Below are 20205 nucleotides of genomic sequence, written 5' to 3'. Positions count from 1 at the left end.
ATACCCGGCGCGTGAGCCCACATTCCTCCCGTTGACGGTGGCCACGGCGAGAGCGGCGGCCGACAACCCCGACCAGTCCGAGCAGACCCGTGGCGCACGGGTCGTGCAGTACTGCGCCGAGGCCGCCAACGCCGCCGCGGTCGACACCTGGACCGCGATGCTCGCCGGCTGCGACTACCCCGGCCGCCGGGCGTTACCCTCGCGTCTCCATGAACTGACCGAGGCCGCCTCGGTCTATGTGGGGACGCAGTGGTGGTACGGCGACGGTTCGGTGCACCGGCGTCGCGTGGCCGATGCCGAGGACCGCATCGGCGAGGCGGCGCAGGACGGCGACGGCGCCGAGTTCGCCGAGGCGTTCGTCGGGTACGACCAGGCCGTCGCGGCGGTTGTGGTCCGGGTGCAGAGCCAGATGGGAACCAGCGCGTCATGACGGAACCGACGCTCGGCTACGAGGCCGCGCGCGACGAGTTGGCCGAGGTCGTCCGCAAGCTGGAGGCCGGCGGGCTGTCGTTGGAGGACTCGCTGGCGCTGTGGGAGCGCGGCGAGGCACTGGCCAAGGTCTGCGAAGGGCACCTGGCCGGTGCCCGGCAGCGGGTCGAGACGGCGCTGGCCGTTGTCGAAGAGGACGTGGCCGAGGGTTAGTCAGGGCTTCTTGGGCAGTGGCGTTGCCGTCTGCACGGCCTGCGCCAGTGTCCGGAAGTCGGCGTCCTTGCTGTTGCCGGAGATCAACAGCCGGACGCCGCCGACGCTGGCCAGCCAGGAGGTCTCGCTGCGCCGGGCCGGGTAGATCGTCCAGTTGACGCCCTCGACGTCGATGGTGCCGGTCGCGGCCGGCTCGGACTTCGGGTCGTCGGTCTCGGAGGCGATCAGGTCGCGGGCCGCGCCCTGGGTCTGCGACAGGCGCAGGTAGCCGCTGGGTGTGAGCCAGCCGACCCGTACCACCGGCCGGGCCTGGTCACCGGTGCCGATGGAGATCGTGTCGGTCGAGTTGGCACGCCACCTGGCCGGCAGCTTCGGCTCGCGTACGGGCACGTCCACGCCGTTGGCGATGCCGCTCAGGGCGCTGTGCACGTCGACCGTCGGCACCGCGCTGGTGTCGATGGTCGGCCCGCCCGGGCTGAACGAGCAGCCCCGGCTGAAGCCCAGCACCGCGAGCAGGATCAGCAGCAGCGCGGCCAGCGACAGCAGCATGTCGCGGGCGGTCTGCGAGCCGCGGGAGCGCTGCGGGGACGGGGTGGGCGAGTCGGACACCCGGCCATCGTCTCAAGCTGGCCGGACCTGGTCGCACCGGGTGCTGTTTCTCACCGCGGAATCGATCACGGACCGGTCCGGAGCGGGTGATCTGCGAGGATTTCCGGGTAGTCCTGCCACGAGCAGAACAGGGAGGCCGCCATGACCACCACCGAGCCCCGGCGAACGCCGGAGGCGCCCGACCGCAACCTCGCGATGGAGCTGGTCCGCGTGACCGAGGCCGCCGCGATGGCCGCCGGCCGCTGGGTGGGCAGGGGCGACAAGAACGGCGGCGACGGCGCGGCCGTCGACGCCATGCGCAAGCTCATCGGCACGGTGTCGATGCGCGGCGTGGTCGTGATCGGCGAGGGCGAGAAGGACGAGGCGCCCATGCTGTTCAACGGCGAGGAGGTCGGCAACGGCGACGGGCCCGACTGCGACGTGGCCGTGGACCCGGTCGACGGCACCACGCTGATGAGCAAGGGCATGCCGAACGCCGTGGCCGTGCTGGCCGTCGCCGAGCGGGGCGCGATGTACGACCCGTCGGCCGTGTTCTACATGGAGAAGATCGCCACCGGCCCGGAGGCCGCGGACGTGATCGACCTGACCGCGCCGGTGGCGGAGAACATCCGCCGGGTGGCGCGGGCCAAGCACAGCGACGTCGAGGACGTGACGGTGTGCATCCTCGACCGGCCGCGCCACGAACAGCTGGTCAAGGAGGTCCGGGAGGCCGGCGCCCGGATCCACTTCATCGCCGACGGCGACGTGGCCGGCGCGATCTCGGCGGCCCGTCCGGGCACGGGTGTCGACCTGCTGCTGGGCATCGGCGGCACGCCCGAGGGCATCATCACGGCGTGCGCCATGAAGTGCATGGGCGGCGCCATCCAGGGCCGGTTGTGGCCGCGTGACGAGGCGGAGCGGCAGAAGGCGCTCGACGCCGGGCACGACCTGAGCCGCGTGCTCACCACGGAAGACCTGGTGCGCGGGGACAACGTGTTTTTCTGCGCCACCGGCGTCACCGACGGCAGCCTGGTGCGCGGCGTGCAGTACCGCGCCGGCGGTTGCACCACGCACTCCATCCTGATGCGGTCCAAGTCCGGCACGGTGCGGGTGATCGAGGGCTTCCACCGGCTGACCAAGTTGCGCGAGTACTCGACGATCGACTTCGGCCGTTTGGGCGACGCCGAGGCCCTGCCGCCGCTGCCGTAGCCAACCGGAGGCCCAACCGTTATCAACTAACGGAAATCTCGTCGCAACCCCCGCATACAGTGTCGCGTCGTTGCTGGTGATCGGTGTTGTGTCCGGGGTTTGCAGGGGAGAAGTCCGTGCGGGTGAGCAGAATCGTGCTGGCGCTGGCCGCGGTCGGGGTTGCCGGGCTGATGGCGGCGTGTTCGACCGGGGTCGACCTGGCCTCGAACGCCTCGCCGGTGAGCACCTCGGCCAGCGCGACCACGACGACAACCACGACCACCACCGTCGTGCCCACGACCACCACTCCCCCGCCGACCACCACCACCACGACGGTGCCGCCGACGACCACGACGACCAAGCCCAAGCCGGTCGGCAAGGCGCCGGGCACGCCGTGCCTGGCCACCATGGCGGCCTGCGTGAGCAAGAGCACCGGCCAGGCGTGGCTGATCATCGACGGCAAGGTCGTCTACGGGCCGGTGCCGATGATGCCGGGCAAGGCGTCCGAGCCGACCCCGGTCGGCTTCTTCCACGTGGAGTGGAAGGACAAGCACCACAAGAGCAGCGAGTTCAACGACGCGCCGATGGAGAACTCGGTGTTCTTCGCGCCCGGCGGCATCGCCTTCCACGAGGGCAGCCTGAGCCGGCCGTCGGCCGGCTGCGTGCACCTGACGCTGGCGGCGTCGGCCAAGTTCTACGCGACGCTGGACGTCGGCGACCCGGTCCAGGTCGTGGCCTGATCAGCCTTCGTTGCTGGAGTGCCCGGGGAACAGGTGCGCCTCGGGGTTCAGCATCACGGCGAGGTTGTTGACCGCGGTCGCGGCCTCGCCGAAGCCGGTGGCGATCAGCTTGACCTTGCCCGGGTACGTGGCGACGTCGCCGGCGGCGTAGACGCGCTCCCGCGCGGTGCGCATGGTCGTGTCGACCGACACCGCCCGATGGTCCAGCTCCAGGCCCCAGGACTCGATCGGGCCCAGGTCGGCCGTGAAGCCCAGCGCCGCGACCGCCGTGTGGGCGGGCAGCACCTTGCGGCCGCCGCCCTTGACCTCGATCTCCACCTCGGCGAGCAGGCCGTTGTCGCCGCCACGCAGCTCGGTGACCTGCGCGTCGGTGATGATCGGCACGCCCAGTTCGCGCACCTTCGTGACGGTCGCGGCGTGCGCACGGAAGGCCGCCCGCCGGTGCACGAGGGTGACGCTGTTGGCGATCGGGTGCAGCGCCAGCGCCCAGTCGAAGGCCGAGTCGCCGCCGCCGACGATCACCACGTCCTGGCCGAGGTGCGCCTCCAGCGAAGGCACGAAGTACACGACGCCCTTGCCGACCCAGCCGTCGCCGGCGGGCAGCGGGCGGGGGTTGAACTCGCCCATGCCGGCGGTGATGAGCACCGCGCCGGCACGGACGGTCGTGCCGTCGGCCAGGCCGACGTCCAGGCCGTTGTCGGTGTTCTCCACGGTGCGGGCCTGGCGGCCCAGCAGGTAGCGGGGCTTCCACTGCGCGGCCTGCTCGACCAGCGCGTTGATCAGGTCGCGGCCGCGCACCGCCGGGAAGCCGGCGACGTCGAAGATCATCTTCTCCGGGTACATCGCGGTGACCTGGCCGCCGGGCTCGGGCAGCGCGTCCACCAGTGCGGTGGACAGCTCGCGGAAGCCGGCGTAGTAGGCGGCGAACAGGCCGACCGGGCCCGCGCCGACCACCAGGAGATCGACCTCGATGTCGTCCGGAGAACTCATCGCTCTGGCCCCGCTTTCCGCCTGTGGTGGGAGGCAGTGATCGCGAACACTGCCGACTCTAGTGCGGTTCGCGCCGGGCGCGTCAGGTCCTCGCGGGAATCAGGGGGATCAACTCAGGGGGTGCCGCACGCCACGCTGCCGCCGTCGGCTTGTAGGTCCAGACTCGAACTATGGGTGAGCAGCAGTACCGGATCGAGCACGACACGATGGGCGAGGTCAAGGTCCCGGCCGAGGCGCTGTGGCGGGCGCAGACGCAGCGAGCCGTGGAGAACTTCCCGATCTCCGGACGGGGCCTTGAGCGATCACAGATCCGGGCGCTGGGCCTGCTCAAGGCGGCCGCCGCGACCGTGAACAAGCAGCTCGGCGTGCTGCCGGCGGACCTGGCCGACGCGATCGTGGCCGCGGCCGACGAGGTCGCCGAGGGCACGTGGGATGCGCACTTCCCGATCGACGTGTTCCAGACCGGCTCGGGCACTTCGTCGAACATGAACGCCAACGAGGTGATCGCCACCCTGGCCACCCGGGCGCTCGGCCGTGACGTGCATCCCAACGACCACGTGAACGCCTCCCAGTCGTCCAACGACACCTTCCCGACGACCATCCACGTCGCCGCGACCGAGGCCGTGGTGCGGGATGTCGTGCCGGCGCTGGAACACCTGGTCGCCGTGCTGCGCAAGCGGGCCGCCGAGTGGGACTCCCTGGTGAAGTCGGGCCGTACCCACCTGATGGACGCCGTGCCGATCACGCTCGGGCAGGAGGCCGGCGGCTGGGCGTCGCAGGTCGCCTACGGCGTCGAGCGGCTCCAGGCCAGCCTGCCGCGGCTGGGCGAGCTGCCGATCGGCGGCACCGCCGTCGGCACCGGGCTCAACGCGCCCGAGGGCTTCGGCGCCGCGGTGGCGGCGGAACTGGCTTCGCTGACCGGACTTCCACTGACCGAGGCCCGGGATCACATCGAGGCGCAGGCCAGCCGGGACGGCGTGGTCGAGATCTCCGGCCAGCTCCGCACCGTCGCGGTGTCGCTGTTCAAGATCGCCAACGACCTCCGCTGGCTGGGCTCCGGGCCGCGCACCGGCCTGGCCGAGCTGGCGCTGCCCGATCTCCAGCCGGGTTCGTCGATCATGCCGGGCAAGGTGAACCCGGTGATCTCGGAGGCGACGATGATGGTCGTCGCCCAGGTGATCGGCAACGACGCCGCGGTGGCTTTCGCCGGCACCCAGGGCAATTTCGAGCTCAACGTGATGCTGCCGGTGATCGCCCGCAACGTGCTGGAGTCGGCCCGGCTGCTCGCCGCGGTGGCGCGGCTGTTGGCGGACAAGGTGATCGCCGGCGCGGTGCCCGACGCGGACCGCATGCGGGAGTACGCCGAGTCCTCGCCGTCGGTGGTGACGCCGTTGAACCGCTACCTCGGCTACGAGGAGGCGGCGGCGATCGCCAAGCAGGCGTTGAAGGAGCGGCGCACCATCCGCGAGGTCGTGCTGGCCCGCGGGCACGTGGACGCCGGCAGGATCACCGTCGAGCAGCTGGACGAAGCTCTGGACGTGCTTCGGATGGCGCGCGGCGGTCGCTGACCCGGCGCCGGTACAGGCCGAGGGTGCAGCCGGCGGCGACGGCGGCTGCACCCACCACCGCCGTGACGGTCAGCGGCTGTGCGTGCAGCAGCACCGAGACGACGAGCCCGGACACCGGCATCAGCCCGACCAGCACGCCCGCTCGGTCCGCGCCGATCGTGGCCACGCACGTGTACCAGCCGGTGAACGCCACGGCCGTGACGAACACGCCCAGCACCACCAATGCCGTTCCCTCGGTCGGCGTCGGCAGCCGCCACGCGGCGCCACCGTCCACCACGGTCGCGATGCCGGCGCCCGCGACAGCCGCGATGAAGCTGGCCCACGTGGACGTCTCCATCGCACCTAACCGCTGCACCGGTCCGATGCCGCACAACGTGAACAGCACCTCGCCGGCCATGCACGCCAAGGCCAGCAGCAGACCCGGCCCGTGCCACGAACCGCCGCCGGTGAGCACGGCGACACCGCCGACCACCACCGCCGCACCGAGGACGGCCGCGATCGCCGGCCGTCGCCGGCCCAGCATCGGCACCGCGATCGCCAGCACCAGCGGCGTGCAGCCGACCACGGCCGTGACGAAACCCGGCGTGGCGTAGCGCTCGGCGACCAGGATGGCCGCGTTGAAGCCGAGCATGCCGGCCACGACCATGCCGAGAATGCCGGCCAGGTCGCGCACGCCCGGCATCGGCAGCCGTCGGCCGCGGGCCAGCAGCACACCCAGCAGGATCAGGCCGCCGATCGCGTACCGGATCGCCTGCCCGGACAGCACCGGGTAGCCCTGGAGCAGCCCGGTCACCGGGAAGGATGCGCCGACCAGCAGGATGCTGCCCCCGCCGAACGCGACCGCCCTGATGTCCCCCGTGTTCGCCATATCCCCAGTCTGCGGGCAACTGGTCCGCGTACCTACACCACTTGAACCCCGGCTTGGCGGACCACTTTCCGAGTTCGCCAAGTGCGGCCGGCGAGTTCGCGCAGTGCGGCCGTTCGAGCGTCGGCCACGTCGCCATGACTGACCATGGGTTCAGGGCATCTCGGCGACCGGTTCGCGCTCTTGCTTGATGGGGGTGTGGCTGCCATCACACGGCGGCCACCGCACTGGGAGGACTGACATGACCACACCGCTCGCGACCTCAGAACCGCCCGTGGCCAGCCACCGCGTGCTGGCCATGCTGCGTGCCGTCGCCGCCGGCCGGGCCCAGGTCAGCTGCAGCGCCGAGCCCGATCTGTTCGTGGACGGCGTGCCGTGCTGCGACCAGTTCACCGCCCACGTGCTTGCGCACGAGGGCCTGGTCCGCCCGAGCCAGCCGGGCACGCCCGGCCAGCGGGTGCCGGCCGTGCTGACCACGGCCGGCCACGCGCTGGTGTCCGGCGCGCAGGCGGCCGCGTGAGCAACGTGCGGGCCTTAGCCGGCGGGTGGTTGTCGGGCATGCTCGACGGGTGAGCCCAGTCGACCGACCACCGCCCGGCGGCGGACCGCCGTATTCATGACCTCGAACACGACAGCGTCAACCCGTGAGCTGCTGCTCCCCGCCGTCTCGGCCGAGCCGGCACGCACCCGCGGTCGAGCCCTCGAGTCGGCCCTGCGCGAGGCGATCCGAACCGGCCGCCTGCGGCCAGGCACCCGGTTGCCGTCCAGCCGCGACCTCGCCGGCCAGCTCGGGCTGGCCCGAGGCACCGTCACCGCCGGATACGCCCAGCTGATCGCCGAGGGCTACCTGGTCGCCCGGCACGGCTCCGGCACCACGGTGGCCGACACCGTGTGCGGCACCGCGCCCGCGGCCACCGCGCCCAGCCGACCGGTCCGCTGGCGCTACGACCTGCGGCCGGGCATCCCGGCCCTGGGGGCGTTCCCCCGGGCCGAGTGGGTCGCGGCCACCAAGGCCGGCCTGGCCGAGCTGCCCGACGACGCGCTGGGCTACCCCGACTACGCGGGACTGCCCGCGCTCCGGGCCGAGCTGGCCGGCTACCTGGGCCGGGTGCGGGCCGTAGCGGCCGGTCCCGACGACGTCGTGGTCACCCACGGCGTCGCCGAGGGCATGGGCCTGATCGCCCGCGTGCTGCGGGCCGCCGGCCACACCAGTATCGCCGTCGAGTGCCCCGGCCACCTCGGCCAGGCCGAGCTCTTCGCGGCCCACGGCCTGCGCCCGGTCCCGATCCCCGTCGACCACCTCGGCATCCGGGTCGACGAGCTGGCCGCGACCGACTGCCGGGTCGTCCAGGTCACCTCGGCGCACCAGTTCCCGCTCGGCGTCGTGTTGTGCCCCAACCGCCGGCGGGCACTGATCGCGTGGGCCCGTGAGCGTGACGGCCTGATCCTCGAGGACGACTACGACGCCGAGCACCGGTACGACCGGCACGCCATGGGCGCGGTGCAGGCACTGGACCCGGCGCACGTCGCCTACCTCGGCAGCGTCAGCAAAGTGCTGTCGCCGGCACTGCGGATCGGCTGGCTCATCCCGCCACCCGGGCTGCGCCCGGCCGTCATCGACGCCAAGCACTACAACGACCTCGGGGAGCCCGATCCCCCAGGCCGCCCTCACCCACCTGCTGCGGACGGGTGGGTACGAACGGCACCTGCGGCGGACCAGGGCGCTCTACCGGCGTCGTCGCGACGCGTTGCTCGTAGCAGTCGCGGAACGGCTGCCCTCATGGCGGGCCGTCGGTGTGGCGGCGGGACTGCACGTGGTGCTGCGGCTGCCGGACGGCACGGATGACCTCGCGCTCCAGCAGGCACTCGCCGCGAGCGGGATCAATGTGTTCGCACTGTCCGGGTACGTCCCGAGTGGACGGATAGTGCCCTACCCGGGTCTGGTCGTCGGCTACGCGTCGCTGGGACCGGATCGACTCCGGGCAGCGGTGGACTTGATCGCGGATGTAGCTGCCCTCGCCGGGTAATCGCGAGTCCGCGCCGGTGCCGACTCGCCCCGCGCGGAACGCGCGGCATGAAACTGTCGGTGGGTCGGCGCAAGATGGGCCCATGCGCTTCGCCGACGTCGTCTCGACATCAGCAGCCGTGACCGCGACCCGGTCCCGGCTGGCGAAGGTGGCCGCCCTCAGCGAGCTGCTGCGACAGCTCGACGACCCGCACGAGGTCGAAGCGGCCACCGCGTTCCTGGTCGGCCTGCCCAGGCAGGGCAAGGTCGGTGCCGGCTGGCGCACGCTGGTCTCGATCGAGGTCCCCGCCGCCGCGGAACCGGACCTCACCATCCTCGACGTCGACGAGTTGCTCACGCAGGTTGCCGCCACCAGTGGCAAGGGCTCGACCCAGCGCCGCAGCGAGCTGCTGACCGCCGCGCTGTCCCGCGCGACGGCGCCGGAACAGGACTTCCTGCTCCGGCTGCTCACCGGTGAACTCCGGCAGGGCGCACTCGAAGGAGTGATGACCGACGCCGTCGCCGCCGCGTTCGACGTGCCGGTGGACGCTGTCCGCCGGGCGTTCATGCTCAGCGGTCGGCTGCACACCACGGCCGAGCAGGCGAGATCCGGTGGCGCGGCGGCGCTTGCCGCGTTCGGGCTCGAGGTCGGCCGGCCGATCCGGCCCATGCTGGCCTCGCCGGCGGAGTCGCTGGAGTCCGCGCTGGCCGAACTGGGCGACGTCACCGTCGAGTACAAGCTCGACGGCGCACGAATCCAGGTGCACCGCAAGGGATCCGAGGTGCACGTCTACACCAGGACACTGCGCGAGATCACCGCGAGTGTGCCCGAACTCGTCGAGCAGGTCCGCGGCCTGCCGTGCGAGTCGGTCGTGCTCGACGGGGAGACGCTGGCGCTCAACGACGACGGCCGGCCACGTCCGTTCCAGGAGACGATGAGCAGGTTCGGCGCGACCAGCTCCCGGGAGCTGTTGCTCCGGCCCTACTACTTCGACTGCCTGCACCTGGACGGTGACGACCTGCTCGACCGGCCCCTGCGCGACCGGTTGGCCGCGCTGGAGCGGGTCGCCGGGCCGTTCCGCATTCCGGGTGCGATGGAGCCGGACGCCGGCCAGGCCGAGGAGATCGCCGCGGCGGCGCACACCGCCGGGCACGAAGGGGTGATGGTCAAGGCGCTGGACTCGGTGTACGCGGCCGGCCGGCGCGGCAAGTCGTGGCAGAAGGTCAAGCCGGTGCACACCCTGGACCTCGTGGTGCTGGCCGCGGAGTGGGGACACGGCCGTCGCCGTGGCTATCTCTCCAACCTGCACCTCGGCGCCCGGGATCCGGACGGCGGCCCGCCGGTGATGGTGGGCAAGACCTTCAAGGGCCTCACCGACGAGCTGCTGGCCTGGCAGACCAAGGCATTTCAGGAGATCGCGGTCGACTCCGGAGAGTGGGTCGTGCAGCTGCGGCCCGAGATCGTGGTCGAGATCGAGTTGGACGGTGTGCAGGTCAGCCCGCGCTATCCGGGCGGTGTGGCGCTCCGGTTCGCGCGGGTCCTGCGCTACCGGCCGGACAAGGAGGTGAGCGAGGCCGACACCATCGATCAGGTCAGAGCGCTGCTGCTCGGCTGACGGATCCGTATTCTGGAGTCTCGTGCGCTTCCTTGACGGGCATGAGCCCCAGTACGACCTCACCTACGACGACATCTTCGTCGTCCCCGGCCGGTCAACCGTGGAGTCGCGGTTCGACGTGGACCTGGCGACTTCCGACGGCTCCGGCGCCACGATCCCCATCGTGGTGGCCAACATGACCGCGGTGGCCGGCCGCCGCATGGCCGAGACGGTCGCCCGCCGTGGCGGTCTGGTGGTGTTGCCGCAGGACGTGGCCCCGGACGCGGTCGCCGAGATCACCGCCTGGGTGAAGACCCGGCACACGGTCTGGGACACCCCGCTGGTGCTGCGGGCCGGTGACGCGGTCGCGGACGCCGTCAACCTGCTGCCGAAGCGGGCCCACGGGGCCGTGGTGGTCGTGGATGTCGACGGCCGGCCGCTGGGCGTGGTCGACGAGGCCGCGTGCCACGGCGTGGACCGGTTCACGCGGGTCGGCGAAGTCGCCAATCCGGACGTGGTGACGCTGCCGATCGACACCGCGCCGCGGGAGGTCTTCGACCGGCTCCACGGTCGGTCCACCAAGGTGGCGCTGGGCGTGGACGGCGAGGGCCGGCTGGCCGGCGTGCTGACCGAGGTCGGGGCGCTGCGGGCGGAGATCTACGCCCCCGCGCTGGACGCCGCCGGGCGGCTCCGGGTCGCGGCCGCGACCGGGGTGAACGGCGATGTCGCTGCCCGGGCCGCGGAGCTGCTCGACGCCGGGGTGGACGTGCTGGTCGTGGACACCGCGCATGGGCACCAGGAGAAGATGCTCAGCGCCTTGCAGGCGGTGCGCAAGCTCGACCTGGGCTCGGTGCCGGTGGTCGCGGGCAACGTCGTCACCGCGGCCGGTGTGCGGGACCTGGTGGACGCCGGGGCCGACGTGATCAAGGTCGGCGTCGGGCCGGGCGCCATGTGCACCACGCGGATGATGACCGGTGTCGGCCGGCCGCAGTTCTCCGCGGTGGCCGAGTGCGCCGCGCAGGCCCGTGCGCTGGGCAAGCACGTGTGGGCCGACGGCGGCGTGCGGCACCCGCGGGACGTGGCGCTCGCGCTCGCCGCCGGTGCGTCCAGCGTGATGGTCGGGTCCTGGTTCGCCGGCACCTACGAGTCGCCCGGCGACCTCCAGCGCGACGAGGCCGGCCGGCCGTACAAGGAGTCGTTCGGCATGGCCTCCAAGCGGGCCGTCGGGGCGCGGACGCGCAACGACAACGCCTTCGACCGGGCGCGCAAGGGCCTGTTCGAGGAGGGCATCTCGACCTCGCGTATGCAGCTCGACCCGCAGCGCCCGGGCGTCGAGGATCTGCTCGACTCGATCTGCGCCGGCGTGCGCTCGTCGTGCACCTACGCCGGTGCGCACAGCCTGGAGGAGTTCCACGAGCTGGTCGTGCTGGGCGTGCAGTCCGCCGCGGGCTTCGCCGAGGGACGCCCCCTGCCCGGCGGTTGGTGAGCCGCCGCCGCGGAGGCTGCGCGGCTATACCGGCACGGCCATTGGCAGTGACGGCCCGTGCGGCAGAAGCATGCCGCGCGCGGCCGATGCCGGGCAGATGCCCTGTTCACGGCCTTATCGTGCAGAGGTCGGCCGGTGGCAAAGAAGTGGGTTGCTCCCATAAACACGCGGTCTTAGGGTTGCGCGGTGACTGACGCGGTCGTGGTCGAAGAGCTGGTCAAGCGGTACGGGAAGAGTCCGCGACCGGCGGTGGACGGCCTGGGGTTCCGGGTGCATGCCGGGGAGGTGTTCGGCTTGCTGGGTCCGAATGGGGCCGGCAAGACGACGACGGTCGGGGTGCTGACGACACGGGTGCTGCCGACCGGTGGGCGGGCGCTGGTGCACGGCGTGGACGTGGTGGCGGACCCGCAACGGGCCCGGCAGGTGCTGGCGGTGGTGCCGCAGCGCAACAACCTGGACCGGTCGCTGAACGTGAAGCAGAACCTGCTGTTCCACGCGGCCTATCACGGGGTGGCACGGGGAGAGCGGACGCGGCTGGCGGACGAGATCCTGGAGCGGATGGGGCTGACGGGCCACGCGAAGGCGGCGATCGACACGTTGTCGGGTGGGCAGGCGCAGCGGGTGATGATCGCCCGTGCGCTGATGCACCGGCCCAAGATCATGTTCCTGGACGAGCCGTCGACCGGGCTGGACCCGCAAGCGCGGCTGTTCGTGCACGACCGGGTGGCGCAGCTGAAGGCCGAAGGGGTCACGGTCGTGCTGACCACGCACGACATGGACGAGGCCGCGAAGCTGTGCGACCGGGTGGGCATCGTCGACCACGGGAAGCTGCTGGCGCTGGACACGCCGGCGGAGTTGACGAAGTCGTTGCCGGGGCGCACGACGATCACCTTCACGGTCGCGCTCGGCGGCGTGGCCGGCGCCGAGGTGGCGGCGAAACTGTCCGCTGTGGACGGTGTGGAGCGGGTCGAGCAGATCGCCGAGGGCAACGGCGGATTCCCTGGTGGCGCACCGCCATGGGGCGGGACGGCCGGTGGCGGAGCGCCCGGCGCCGGCGGGGCGCCGAACGGCGCGGCGCGGAACGGCGCGCCGGAGGCCAACCAGTTCCGGCTGTACTCGGACTTCGAGGCGGCGGTGGTGCTGCCGTCGGCGCTGAATGCGCTGGGCGGACTCGGCTGCGAGGTAAGCGATCTGGCGCTGGGCAAGCCCAGCCTTGAGGACGTCTTCATCCACCTGACGGGAAGGGAACTCCGGTGACGGCCCTGCGCACCTTCAACGCCGTGCTCGGCCGGGACATCTTCGTCACCGGGCGCGAACTGCCGAGCTTTCTGGCCCAGGTGATCATCCAGCCGTTCTTCACCCTCTTCATCTTCGGCAAGGTGCTGTCCCAGATCGGCTACGTGCAGGGCAACTTCGCCCAGGTGCTGCTGCCGGGAGTGGTGGCGCTCAACGGTTTCCTCGGCGCGCTGCAGAACACGACGCTGCCGCTGGTGCTGGACTTCTCGTGGACGCGGGAGATCGAGGACCGGCTGCTGGCGCCGATGCCGATCGCCATGGTGGCAGTCGAGAAAATGGTGTTCGGCGCGCTGCGGGGGCTGCTGGCGGCGGTGCTGATGATCCCGATCGGCTTTCTCATCCTGGGCCTGACCTGGCCGGCGTCGAGCCTGCCGATGGTGCTGGTGGTGCTGATCCTCGGCTCGCTGGCCGGCGCGGCGATCGGCATGGTGGTCGGCACCTCGGTGCCGCCGCGACGGATCAACATCATGTTCGCGGTCATCCTGACCCCGCTGATGTTCACCGGCTCGACCCAGTTCCCGTGGTCCTCGCTGAACGACGACCTGCTGTGGTTCAAGGTGGTCTGCGCGCTCAACCCGCTGACCTACGCCAGCGAGGCGATGCGCGCGGTTCTGCTGCCCAACGGCCAGAACATCGCGCTGTGGGTGTCGCTGCTGGTGATGCTGGGCGCGATCGGCCTGTTCGGGGCGATCGGGGTGCGGGGTTTCATGCGCCGCGCGCTGGACTGAGGAGCCGCTGGAACAACGGCCGGAGGCCCGGGACGTGAAGTCCCGGGCCTCCGGCCGTTCAACGGCTCAGCTGGCGTAGTCCTCCAACATCTCGGTCACCAGGGCCGCGATCGGCGAACGCTCCGAGCGGGTCAGGGTGACGTGGGCGAAGAGGGGATGGCCCTTGAGCTTCTCGATGACGGCGGCGACGCCGTCGTGGCGGCCGACCCGGAGGTTGTCACGCTGGGCGACGTCGTGGGTGAGCACGACGCGGGAGTTGGTGCCCAGGCGGGACAACACGGTGAGCAGGACGTTGCGCTCCAAGGACTGGGCCTCGTCGACGATGACGTAGGAGTCGTGCAGCGACCGGCCCCGGATGTGGGTGAGGGGCAGGACTTCGAGCATCCCGCGGTCGAGAACCTCGTCGAGCACGTCCTTGCTGGCCAGGCCGCCGAGGGTGTCGAAAACGGCCTGGGCCCACGGCGCCATCTTCTCGTTCTCGGAACCGGGCAGGTAGCCGAGTTCCTGACCGCCGACCGCGTACACCGGCCGGAAGACGACGACCTTGCGGTGCTGACGTCGCTCCATGACGGCCTCGAGGCCGGCGCACAGGGCCAACGCCGACTTGCCGGTGCCGGCCCGGCCACCCAGCGACACGATGCCGACCTCGGGGTCGAGCAGCAGGTCGAGGGCGATGCGCTGCTCGGCGGAACGGCCGTGCAGCCCGAAGGCCTCCCGGTCGCCACGCACGAGGCGGATCTGCTTGTCTGCGGTGACCCGGCCCAGCGCCGAGGCGGAACCGGAGAGCAGCCGCAGGCCGGTGTGGCACGGGAAGTCGGCGGCGTCGCCGACGTCGAACAGCGCCGGCTCGATGCTGCCCTCCTTGTAGAGGGTGTCGATGACCTCCTGGTCGACCTCCAGATCAGCCATGCCGGTCCACCCGGACGGCGTGACGTCCTGGGCCCGGTACTCGTCGGCGTCAAGGCCGCACGCGCCGGCCTTGACCCGCAAGGGCATGTCCTTGGTCACCAACGTGACCGCGAGCCCGTCGGCCTTCAGATTCAGCGCACAGGCCAGGATGCGGGCGTCGTTGGAGTCGGTGCGGAAACCGGCGGGCAGCACCTCCGGGTCGGTGTGGTTGAGCTCGACGTGCAGGGTGCCGCCCTGGTCACCGATCGGGACCGGGGAGTCCAGCCTTCCGTGCCGCAGGCGGAGCTCGTCGAGGAGGCGCAACGCCTCCCGGGCGAACCAGCCCAGCTCGGGGTGGTTGCGCTTGCCCTCCAATTCAGAGATCACCACGAGCGGCAGCACGACCGAGTGCTCGGCGAACCTGGTCAGCGCCCACGGATCGGACAGCAGGACCGAGGTGTCGAGCACGAAGGTGGGGGTTGTGCGCCTTTTCGCGGCACTACGGGCAGAGCCTGAGGAACGGCTGGCGGGACGTCGTGCAGTCACGGCAACTCCCTCGCGAGTGCGGCACCCGCACCCGCTTCCCTCGATGGGCCAGGCACACCACCCAGCTGGAACGGTCGTCCGACGCCGACATCGGCGTCAGGCTCCCGCCCCAAGAGGGCCGGGTGCCGGCCCCCTCGCGCTCACCGTCACGACCAGGGCCTCCCGGGACGGACCGCATTGGACACGACCCGTCACTTCGCAAGCTACCTGCGGGGTGCCCCTGTTTGCAGGCTGCCACACAGGTGATTCACGCAGTCGTCATCGAACTTGCACGGACAGTCAAGATCGACGATCACCGGAAAAATCCCGACTTACCCGTCCCGACCTGCGGGAATGGACCGAAAAGGCGATCACTTACGGCTACCGGGGGTAGTTGTCAGCTCTGCGCGAAGTGCGGCCGGCACCAGGGGCTCGTCCAGCATTCGAGCGTACCGAGTGGACACGTCGACCGATCCCCCAGCGGCCAGCCAGCGGCGCACCAGCCGGGCGCCCTCCACATAGGTCGTGGTGTAGGCCCGCCACAGCGGATCGGTGAGGAACGGCAGCAGCCGGTAAGCCCGGAACTCGGGCACCAGCAACCAGCGCGACAGGTAGCCGGCAACTTCGTCCTCGTCGGCGTGCCGGTCGTGCAGCATCAGCATGGCGTCCTGCCGGACGGCTTGCAGTGTGGTGGACGCCAGGTCGACGGCTTCCAGCAGCTCGCCGTCGACCTGAACCCCGCACGCGCCGAACAGGGACGTGGCCCATGCGCCCCAGTGCGGCCCGACGGCGGCGTACACGCCGAGCTCGGCCAATCCCTCGGCGACCAGGCACTGCGGCGTGTTGAGCACGAACATGCTCTGCTCCCAGTGCCCGTCGACGCGGATGAGGCCGGCCTCCTTGCGGCAGTGCTCGGTGTGGTGCCCCGGATACGCCTCATGCGCCACGAGATGGGCCAGGGTCGACACCCGATGGCCCTGGGCCACGTTCAACGACACCCGCGACCGGAAGCCGCCCAGGTAGCTGTTGAAACCGCTCCACGCCCGGTTGTCGACGATCTCGTACTCGACGGACTCCCCGCCGGCAACCCGAACCGCGAGGCCGTGCGGGCGCGCAAGTCGGCGGCCAGCGCCCGTACGCAGTCAGCGGTGCGCTCCTTCGGGATCTCCTCACCCGTTCGATACCGCGCGACCTTGCGTCGCAGTGAGCCGATGCCGGGCAGCAGGCGGCGCAGCTGCCGGTGCGCCTGGGCGTAGACGTCCTGGTCACCGAGCTCGATGGACGTCTGGAAACACGCCTCGACCTCGGCGACGAAGCCGATGGGCCGGCCGGCCAGCCGGGCGAAGGTGGTCTCCATGGCCAGCAGCTGGGCGGCGAGGAACTCTCGGCGGGACGGGCTCAGGGCCGCGTCCGGCACGGCCCGGCGCAGCTCGGCGGCGCGCCGGCACAGTTCCCCCGGATCGGGGACGGGCTCGGCGTCGACCTCGGCCCGCAGCTGGGCCGGCCCGGTGTACGCGTCGACCGCGCCGGGCAGCAGGCGGTCCATTCGCAGCCCGAGCATCAGATATTCGCGCACGACCTGGAGTTCCATGGGAACTGCGAGCCTAGGCGGCGGCGTGCGGCGGCACCTACCACCGTCCGGAGCAAACTGCCGACCGAGAAATGCACTCACCCGATAGAGCACCGGAACGTGCTACACCTCGACACGAACCGATCACACAATGGTGTTAGCGCGGTGGGCAACTCGACTGTGATCCGAGTAGGTTTTCGCACCGAAGGGCCCCGACCTCGGAACCCCTGTTTCGGAGTTCCGGGTATTTCCCCGGTACGAAGGAGAGTGTTGGAAGTGCTGAAGAAGGCTGGCGTAGTCGCCGCTGCCGCTGCGGCAGGCGTGATGGTCCTCAGCGCGCCCGCGTTCGCCGGGACCCCCGGCGAGGGCCACTGGATGGAGCACCACACGCCGCACCAGGTCGGCGTGGTCAACGTGAACGACGTGCACGCGCTGAACGACGTCCACGTTCTGGAGAACGTGAACGTGCCGATCTGCGCCACGAACAACACCATCGCCGGCGGTCTGGTCGCGGTTGCGGTCAACGCCCTCAACCCGACCTTCGTCAAGGACTGCGTCGACGGCGCCGCGATCTCGCACAGCGGCGACCACCACGGCGGCTGAGCAAGCCCCCAGTCCTGATCCGAAAGCACCGGAGCGCAATTCGTGCGCGCCGGTGCTTTCGGCTGTTTAAACGCGTTCTTCACCTCGCGACACGCCGAGATGATCACACAATGGTGTTAGTCGCACGGTGCCGTCGGTAAACGACGAGTAGGTTTCGCTACCGAGCAGGACCGGTTCGCCGGTAATTCCCCGAGAAGGAGTGTGAGACGTGCTGAAGAAGGCTGCCGTCGTCGCCATCGCCGCTGCCGGCCTCGCGCTGGTCGGTTCCCCCGCGTTCGCGTCCCCGATGCACGACGGGCCGGACCAGGCCGGCACCGTGAACGTCAACGACATCCACGCGGTCAACGACGACCACGTCGCCGAGAACGTCGACGTCCCCGTCTGCCTGACCAACAACACCATCGCCGGTGGCCTCGTGGCCGTCGCGGTGAACGCCCTCAACCCGACGTTCGTCAAGGACTGCGTCGACGGTGTGGCCGCCTCCACCAGCGGTGACCACCACGGCGGCTGAGCAAGCCCGCCAGACGACGAAGGCGCCGGGACCCGAGGGTCCCGGCGCCTTCGTCGTGTCAGGGCGTCTACGAGCCGTAGCGGCGGTGCCGCCAGGCGAAGTCGCGCAGCGCGCGCAGGAAGTCGACGTGCCGGAACGCGGGCCAGTACGCCTCGGTGAACCAGAACTCCGAGTGGGCCGACTGCCAGAGCAGGAAGCCGGACAGCCGCTGCTCGCCGGACGTGCGGATGAGCAGGTCGGGGTCGGGTTGGCCGGACGTGTAGAGGTGCTCGGAGATGTGGTCCACGTCCAGCACCTCGGCCAGCTCCTCGATCGGGGTGCCGGCCTCGGCGTGCTGGAGCAGCAGTTTGCGCACCGCGTCGGCGATCTCCTGCCGGCCGCCGTAGCCGACGGCGACGTTGACCTCCATGCCGGTGCGGTTGACGGTGCGCTGCCCGGCCGCGGTGAGCCGGTTGGCGATGTCGGTCGGCAGCAGGTCCAGCGCGCCGACGATGCGCAGCCGCCACGGGTTGCCCGGCTCGGCCAGCTCGTCGACCACGTCGGCGATGATCAGCAGCAGCGCCGACAGCTCGTCGCTTGACCGCTTCTTCAGGTTGTCGGTGGCCAGCAGCCACAGTGTGACGACCTCGACATCGGCCTCACGGCACCACTCGAGCAGGTCGGCGATCTTGCGGGCGCCGGCGCGGTGGCCGTCGGCGACGTCCTCGAAGCCGGCTTCCTTGGCCCATCTGCGATTCCCGTCCAGGATCACGCCAACGTGCCGCGGTCGCCGGCTGGCCGCGGTGATCTGTTGGTTGAGGCGCATCTCGTACAGGCCGTAGACGATCCGGCTCAAGCGCTTGCGAAGACCCACGCCACCGGAGGGTACGCCGGGGCAGCGGATCGGGTCACATCACGGTGACCGCACAACCTACGGTGCCGTAACCTCGGACTCGTGACCGCCGCGACCCTCGACCACATTCCCCCCGCACCGCCGAAGCCGCGGATGCGGGGCTGGCTGCACTTCTGGTCGTTCATCGCCTCACTGGCCACCGGCGTGACCCTGGTTTCGGTCGCCGCGGGCACGGTGGGGGCGACGGCGGCGATCGCCACGGCCGTGTACGGCCTGACGATTCTCGGCCTGTTCGGCGTGAGCGCGCTCTATCACCGGCGGAACTGGCTCAGCGTCAAGGCCAGGACCGTGATGAAGCGGCTCGACCACTCGATGATCTTCGTGTTCATCGCCGGCACGTACACGCCGTTCGCGGTGCTGGCGCTGCCCGGCAGCACCGGCACGATCGTGCTGGCCGTGGTGTGGGGCGGTGCGCTGGCCGGTGTGGCGCTGAAGATGGCGTGGCCGCACGCGCCGCGGTGGCTCGGCGTGCCGATCTACATCGCGCTGGGCTGGGTCGCGGTGTTCGTGCTGCCGGATCTGTTGCACCACGCGGGAATCGCGTCCCTGGTGCTGCTGCTGGTCGGCGGCGCGCTGTACACCGCCGGCGCCGTCTTCTACGCGACGAAGTGGCCGGACCCGTGGCCGAAGGTGTTCGGGTACCACGAGTTCTTCCACGCGGCCACGGTGTTGGCCGCGCTGTGCCACTACATCGCCATCTGGTTCGCGCTCTACCCGTGAGCCGGCCCAAATAATCAGAGCTGCCCACGGGTAGAGGCTCTCAACCCAGGTCCGGCCCCTGGTTCCGAACGTCGTTGACCTTCTGCATGGCCTGGCGCAGCTCGGTGAGCCAGGTGTCGGCGTGCTCGCCGACCAGTCGCACCGCCCAGGCCAGGGCCTCGGAGCGGGACCGGGCCACGCCGGCGTCGACCAGCGTGTCCAGCACCAGCCGCTCCGACTGGCGCAGCCGGGTCATCACCGGCGCGGACAGCGTGGTGAACAGCTCGGTGGTGCCGCCGAGCTTCGCGCCCCAGGCGACCTTGCGGCCGTAGCGGTGCTCGGCCTGGCGGGCGATCTCGATCCGCTCGTCGCGGGTCTGTTCGCGGAATCGGCTGATCCGGCCCGACTCGGCGGCGGCGCGCGCCGCGTCGTCGGCCAACTCGCCCTCCAGCGCCGGCAGCTCGCCGACGATGACGATCTCCTCGCGGTCGACGGTGATCTCCGGCGCGCCGGTGAACCAGCCGTCGGGCAGCCGCCCGGCGAACCAGCCCGGCGCGTCGTCGGCCGACGGCACCTCGGACTGCTGCCAGCCACGTCCTCGTGCGAAGCGTCCGTGCATGACGAACTCCTTGATTACATGATTACACCGCTTCATGGTACGCCCAGCAACGCCACTTACAAGGCTCGTTCACCGGGGGCAGAACCTCTACCTGAGTGGCTCATTTGGCTTCAGGGGCCAAGTGAGCCACTCAGGTAGGGCAGCCAGGCCCACGTGAGTGGCTCAGTTGGCTCTGGCGGCCAAGTGAGCCACTCAGGTAGAGCAAAA

General features: G+C 70.9%; 22 protein-coding genes. 14 read left to right on the top strand and 8 right to left on the bottom strand.

The features are described from left to right. The first annotated feature begins 37 nt into the window (after positions 1–37). Entirely contained in the window at positions 38–430 is a 393-nt protein-coding gene (locus tag M3Q35_RS39020) for a sugar ABC transporter substrate-binding protein (protein WP_337960646.1), read from the top strand. Next, positions 427–642 (top strand): exodeoxyribonuclease VII small subunit, encoded by a 216-nt coding sequence (locus M3Q35_RS39015; RefSeq protein WP_273937578.1) that lies wholly within the window; start codon positions 427–429, stop codon positions 640–642. Before M3Q35_RS39020 ends, M3Q35_RS39015 begins: the two co-directional genes overlap by 4 nt. On the opposite strand, the gene M3Q35_RS39010 is transcribed toward M3Q35_RS39015, so the two are convergent. After that, entirely contained in the window at positions 643–1251 is a 609-nt protein-coding gene (locus M3Q35_RS39010) for a DUF4245 domain-containing protein (RefSeq protein ID WP_273937577.1), read from the bottom strand. A 141-nt stretch (positions 1252–1392) separates the two neighbouring features. On the opposite strand from M3Q35_RS39010, the gene glpX reads away from it, so the two are divergent. Both glpX and M3Q35_RS39000 read left to right on the top strand, forming a co-directional pair. After that, positions 1393–2439 carry a class II fructose-bisphosphatase gene (gene glpX, locus M3Q35_RS39005; RefSeq protein ID WP_273937576.1) on the top strand — a complete coding sequence of 349 codons (1047 nt, stop codon included), beginning with the start codon at positions 1393–1395 and terminating at the stop codon, positions 2437–2439. A 116-nt stretch (positions 2440–2555) separates the two neighbouring features. Continuing rightward, a complete protein-coding gene (locus M3Q35_RS39000) occupies positions 2556–3158 on the top strand; it encodes a L,D-transpeptidase (RefSeq protein ID WP_273937575.1) in 603 nt (200 codons plus the stop codon). Here M3Q35_RS39000 and M3Q35_RS38995 read toward each other — a convergent pair whose 3' ends face one another. Beyond that, complete coding sequence (locus tag M3Q35_RS38995) at positions 3159–4148, bottom strand: NAD(P)/FAD-dependent oxidoreductase (protein ID WP_273937574.1); 990 nt, start codon at positions 4146–4148, stop codon at positions 3159–3161. A gap of 170 nt (positions 4149–4318) precedes the next feature. Here M3Q35_RS38995 and M3Q35_RS38990 point away from each other — a divergent pair, with 170 nt between their 5' ends. Then, entirely contained in the window at positions 4319–5716 is a 1398-nt protein-coding gene (locus tag M3Q35_RS38990; protein ID WP_273937573.1) for a class II fumarate hydratase, read from the top strand. Here the strand turns inward: M3Q35_RS38990 and M3Q35_RS38985 are convergent. Next, positions 5655–6584, bottom strand: coding sequence for a DMT family transporter (locus M3Q35_RS38985; RefSeq protein ID WP_273937572.1), 930 nt, complete (start codon positions 6582–6584; stop codon positions 5655–5657). The genes M3Q35_RS38990 and M3Q35_RS38985 overlap by 62 nt on opposite strands. 238 nt (positions 6585–6822) lie before the next feature. Between M3Q35_RS38985 and M3Q35_RS38980 the strand changes: the two genes are divergently transcribed. The 6 genes from M3Q35_RS38980 (at position 6823) to M3Q35_RS38955 (ending at position 13691) form a co-directional block, all read left to right on the top strand. Beyond that, positions 6823–7101, top strand: a complete 279-nt coding sequence (locus M3Q35_RS38980) for a hypothetical protein (protein ID WP_273937571.1) — start codon at positions 6823–6825, stop codon at positions 7099–7101. Between the two features lie 96 nt (positions 7102–7197). Further along, on the top strand, positions 7198–8427 hold the full coding sequence (locus tag M3Q35_RS38975) for an aminotransferase-like domain-containing protein (RefSeq protein WP_273937570.1): 1230 nt from the start codon (positions 7198–7200) through the stop codon (positions 8425–8427). A gap of 263 nt (positions 8428–8690) precedes the next feature. Beyond that, positions 8691–10202 (top strand): ATP-dependent DNA ligase, encoded by a 1512-nt coding sequence (locus M3Q35_RS38970; RefSeq protein WP_273937569.1) that lies wholly within the window; start codon positions 8691–8693, stop codon positions 10200–10202. 22 nt (positions 10203–10224) lie between these two features. Further along, positions 10225–11667, top strand: coding sequence for a GuaB1 family IMP dehydrogenase-related protein (locus M3Q35_RS38965; RefSeq protein WP_273937568.1), 1443 nt, complete (start codon positions 10225–10227; stop codon positions 11665–11667). Between the two features lie 186 nt (positions 11668–11853). Then, a complete protein-coding gene (locus tag M3Q35_RS38960; protein WP_273937567.1) occupies positions 11854–12924 on the top strand; it encodes an ABC transporter ATP-binding protein in 1071 nt (356 codons plus the stop codon). Then, a complete protein-coding gene (locus M3Q35_RS38955) occupies positions 12921–13691 on the top strand; it encodes an ABC transporter permease (protein WP_273937566.1) in 771 nt (256 codons plus the stop codon). The genes M3Q35_RS38960 and M3Q35_RS38955 overlap by 4 nt, the downstream gene beginning before the upstream one ends. Positions 13692–13757: 66 nt before the next feature. On the opposite strand, the gene M3Q35_RS38950 is transcribed toward M3Q35_RS38955, so the two are convergent. The 3 genes from M3Q35_RS38950 to M3Q35_RS38940 all read right to left on the bottom strand — a co-directional run bounded on the left by M3Q35_RS38950 (position 13758) and on the right by M3Q35_RS38940 (position 16695). Next, the gene (locus M3Q35_RS38950; RefSeq protein WP_273937565.1) at positions 13758–15047 is read right to left on the bottom strand and encodes a PhoH family protein; all 1290 of its coding nucleotides are present in this window, start codon (positions 15045–15047) and stop codon (positions 13758–13760) included. Between the two features lie 428 nt (positions 15048–15475). Then, positions 15476–16102 (bottom strand): hypothetical protein, encoded by a 627-nt coding sequence (locus M3Q35_RS38945; RefSeq protein WP_273937564.1) that lies wholly within the window; start codon positions 16100–16102, stop codon positions 15476–15478. After that, on the bottom strand, positions 16093–16695 hold the full coding sequence (locus M3Q35_RS38940) for a hypothetical protein (RefSeq protein WP_273937563.1): 603 nt from the start codon (positions 16693–16695) through the stop codon (positions 16093–16095). Before M3Q35_RS38940 ends, M3Q35_RS38945 begins: the two co-directional genes overlap by 10 nt. 255 nt (positions 16696–16950) lie before the next feature. Here M3Q35_RS38940 and M3Q35_RS38935 point away from each other — a divergent pair, with 255 nt between their 5' ends. Both M3Q35_RS38935 and M3Q35_RS38930 read left to right on the top strand, forming a co-directional pair. Beyond that, positions 16951–17277: a hypothetical protein gene (locus tag M3Q35_RS38935; RefSeq protein ID WP_273937562.1), complete on the top strand. Its 327-nt coding sequence runs from the start codon at positions 16951–16953 to the stop codon at positions 17275–17277. A gap of 208 nt (positions 17278–17485) precedes the next feature. Next, positions 17486–17788: a hypothetical protein gene (locus M3Q35_RS38930; RefSeq protein ID WP_273937561.1), complete on the top strand. Its 303-nt coding sequence runs from the start codon at positions 17486–17488 to the stop codon at positions 17786–17788. A gap of 67 nt (positions 17789–17855) precedes the next feature. Here M3Q35_RS38930 and M3Q35_RS38925 read toward each other — a convergent pair whose 3' ends face one another. Beyond that, a complete protein-coding gene (locus tag M3Q35_RS38925; RefSeq protein WP_273937560.1) occupies positions 17856–18641 on the bottom strand; it encodes an isoprenyl transferase in 786 nt (261 codons plus the stop codon). Positions 18642–18773: 132 nt separating this feature from the next. Between M3Q35_RS38925 and trhA the strand changes: the two genes are divergently transcribed. Next, the gene (gene trhA, locus M3Q35_RS38920) at positions 18774–19400 is read left to right on the top strand and encodes a PAQR family membrane homeostasis protein TrhA (protein WP_273944644.1); all 627 of its coding nucleotides are present in this window, start codon (positions 18774–18776) and stop codon (positions 19398–19400) included. A gap of 40 nt (positions 19401–19440) precedes the next feature. Here trhA and M3Q35_RS38915 read toward each other — a convergent pair whose 3' ends face one another. Next, complete coding sequence (locus M3Q35_RS38915; RefSeq protein WP_273937559.1) at positions 19441–19998, bottom strand: hypothetical protein; 558 nt, start codon at positions 19996–19998, stop codon at positions 19441–19443. Between the last annotated feature and the right edge of the window lie 207 nt (positions 19999–20205).

The organism is Kutzneria chonburiensis, assembly GCF_028622115.1.
Lineage (GTDB): Bacteria > Actinomycetota > Actinomycetes > Mycobacteriales > Pseudonocardiaceae > Kutzneria > Kutzneria chonburiensis.
The sequence above is the reverse complement of the archived record's forward strand: the minus strand, read 5'-3'. Positions and strand labels throughout refer to the sequence as shown.

Excerpts from the sequence above, each read along its gene's own strand:
- M3Q35_RS39015 (WP_273937578.1), top strand. The coding sequence starts at position 427 with ATGACGGAACCGACGCTCGGCTACGAGGCCGCGCGCGACGAGTTGGCC.
- glpX (WP_273937576.1), top strand. The coding sequence starts at position 1,393 with ATGACCACCACCGAGCCCCGGCGAACGCCGGAGGCGCCCGACCGCAAC.
- M3Q35_RS38995 (WP_273937574.1), bottom strand. The coding sequence starts at position 4,148 with ATGAGTTCTCCGGACGACATCGAGGTCGATCTCCTGGTGGTCGGCGCG.
- M3Q35_RS38990 (WP_273937573.1), top strand. The coding sequence starts at position 4,319 with ATGGGTGAGCAGCAGTACCGGATCGAGCACGACACGATGGGCGAGGTC.
- M3Q35_RS38985 (WP_273937572.1), bottom strand. The coding sequence starts at position 6,584 with ATGGCGAACACGGGGGACATCAGGGCGGTCGCGTTCGGCGGGGGCAGC.
- M3Q35_RS38980 (WP_273937571.1), top strand. The coding sequence starts at position 6,823 with ATGACCACACCGCTCGCGACCTCAGAACCGCCCGTGGCCAGCCACCGC.
- M3Q35_RS38975 (WP_273937570.1), top strand. The coding sequence starts at position 7,198 with ATGACCTCGAACACGACAGCGTCAACCCGTGAGCTGCTGCTCCCCGCC.
- M3Q35_RS38970 (WP_273937569.1), top strand. The coding sequence starts at position 8,691 with ATGCGCTTCGCCGACGTCGTCTCGACATCAGCAGCCGTGACCGCGACC.
- M3Q35_RS38940 (WP_273937563.1), bottom strand. The coding sequence starts at position 16,695 with ATGGAACTCCAGGTCGTGCGCGAATATCTGATGCTCGGGCTGCGAATG.
- trhA (WP_273944644.1), top strand. The coding sequence starts at position 18,774 with ATGCGGGGCTGGCTGCACTTCTGGTCGTTCATCGCCTCACTGGCCACC.
- M3Q35_RS38915 (WP_273937559.1), bottom strand. The coding sequence starts at position 19,998 with ATGCACGGACGCTTCGCACGAGGACGTGGCTGGCAGCAGTCCGAGGTG.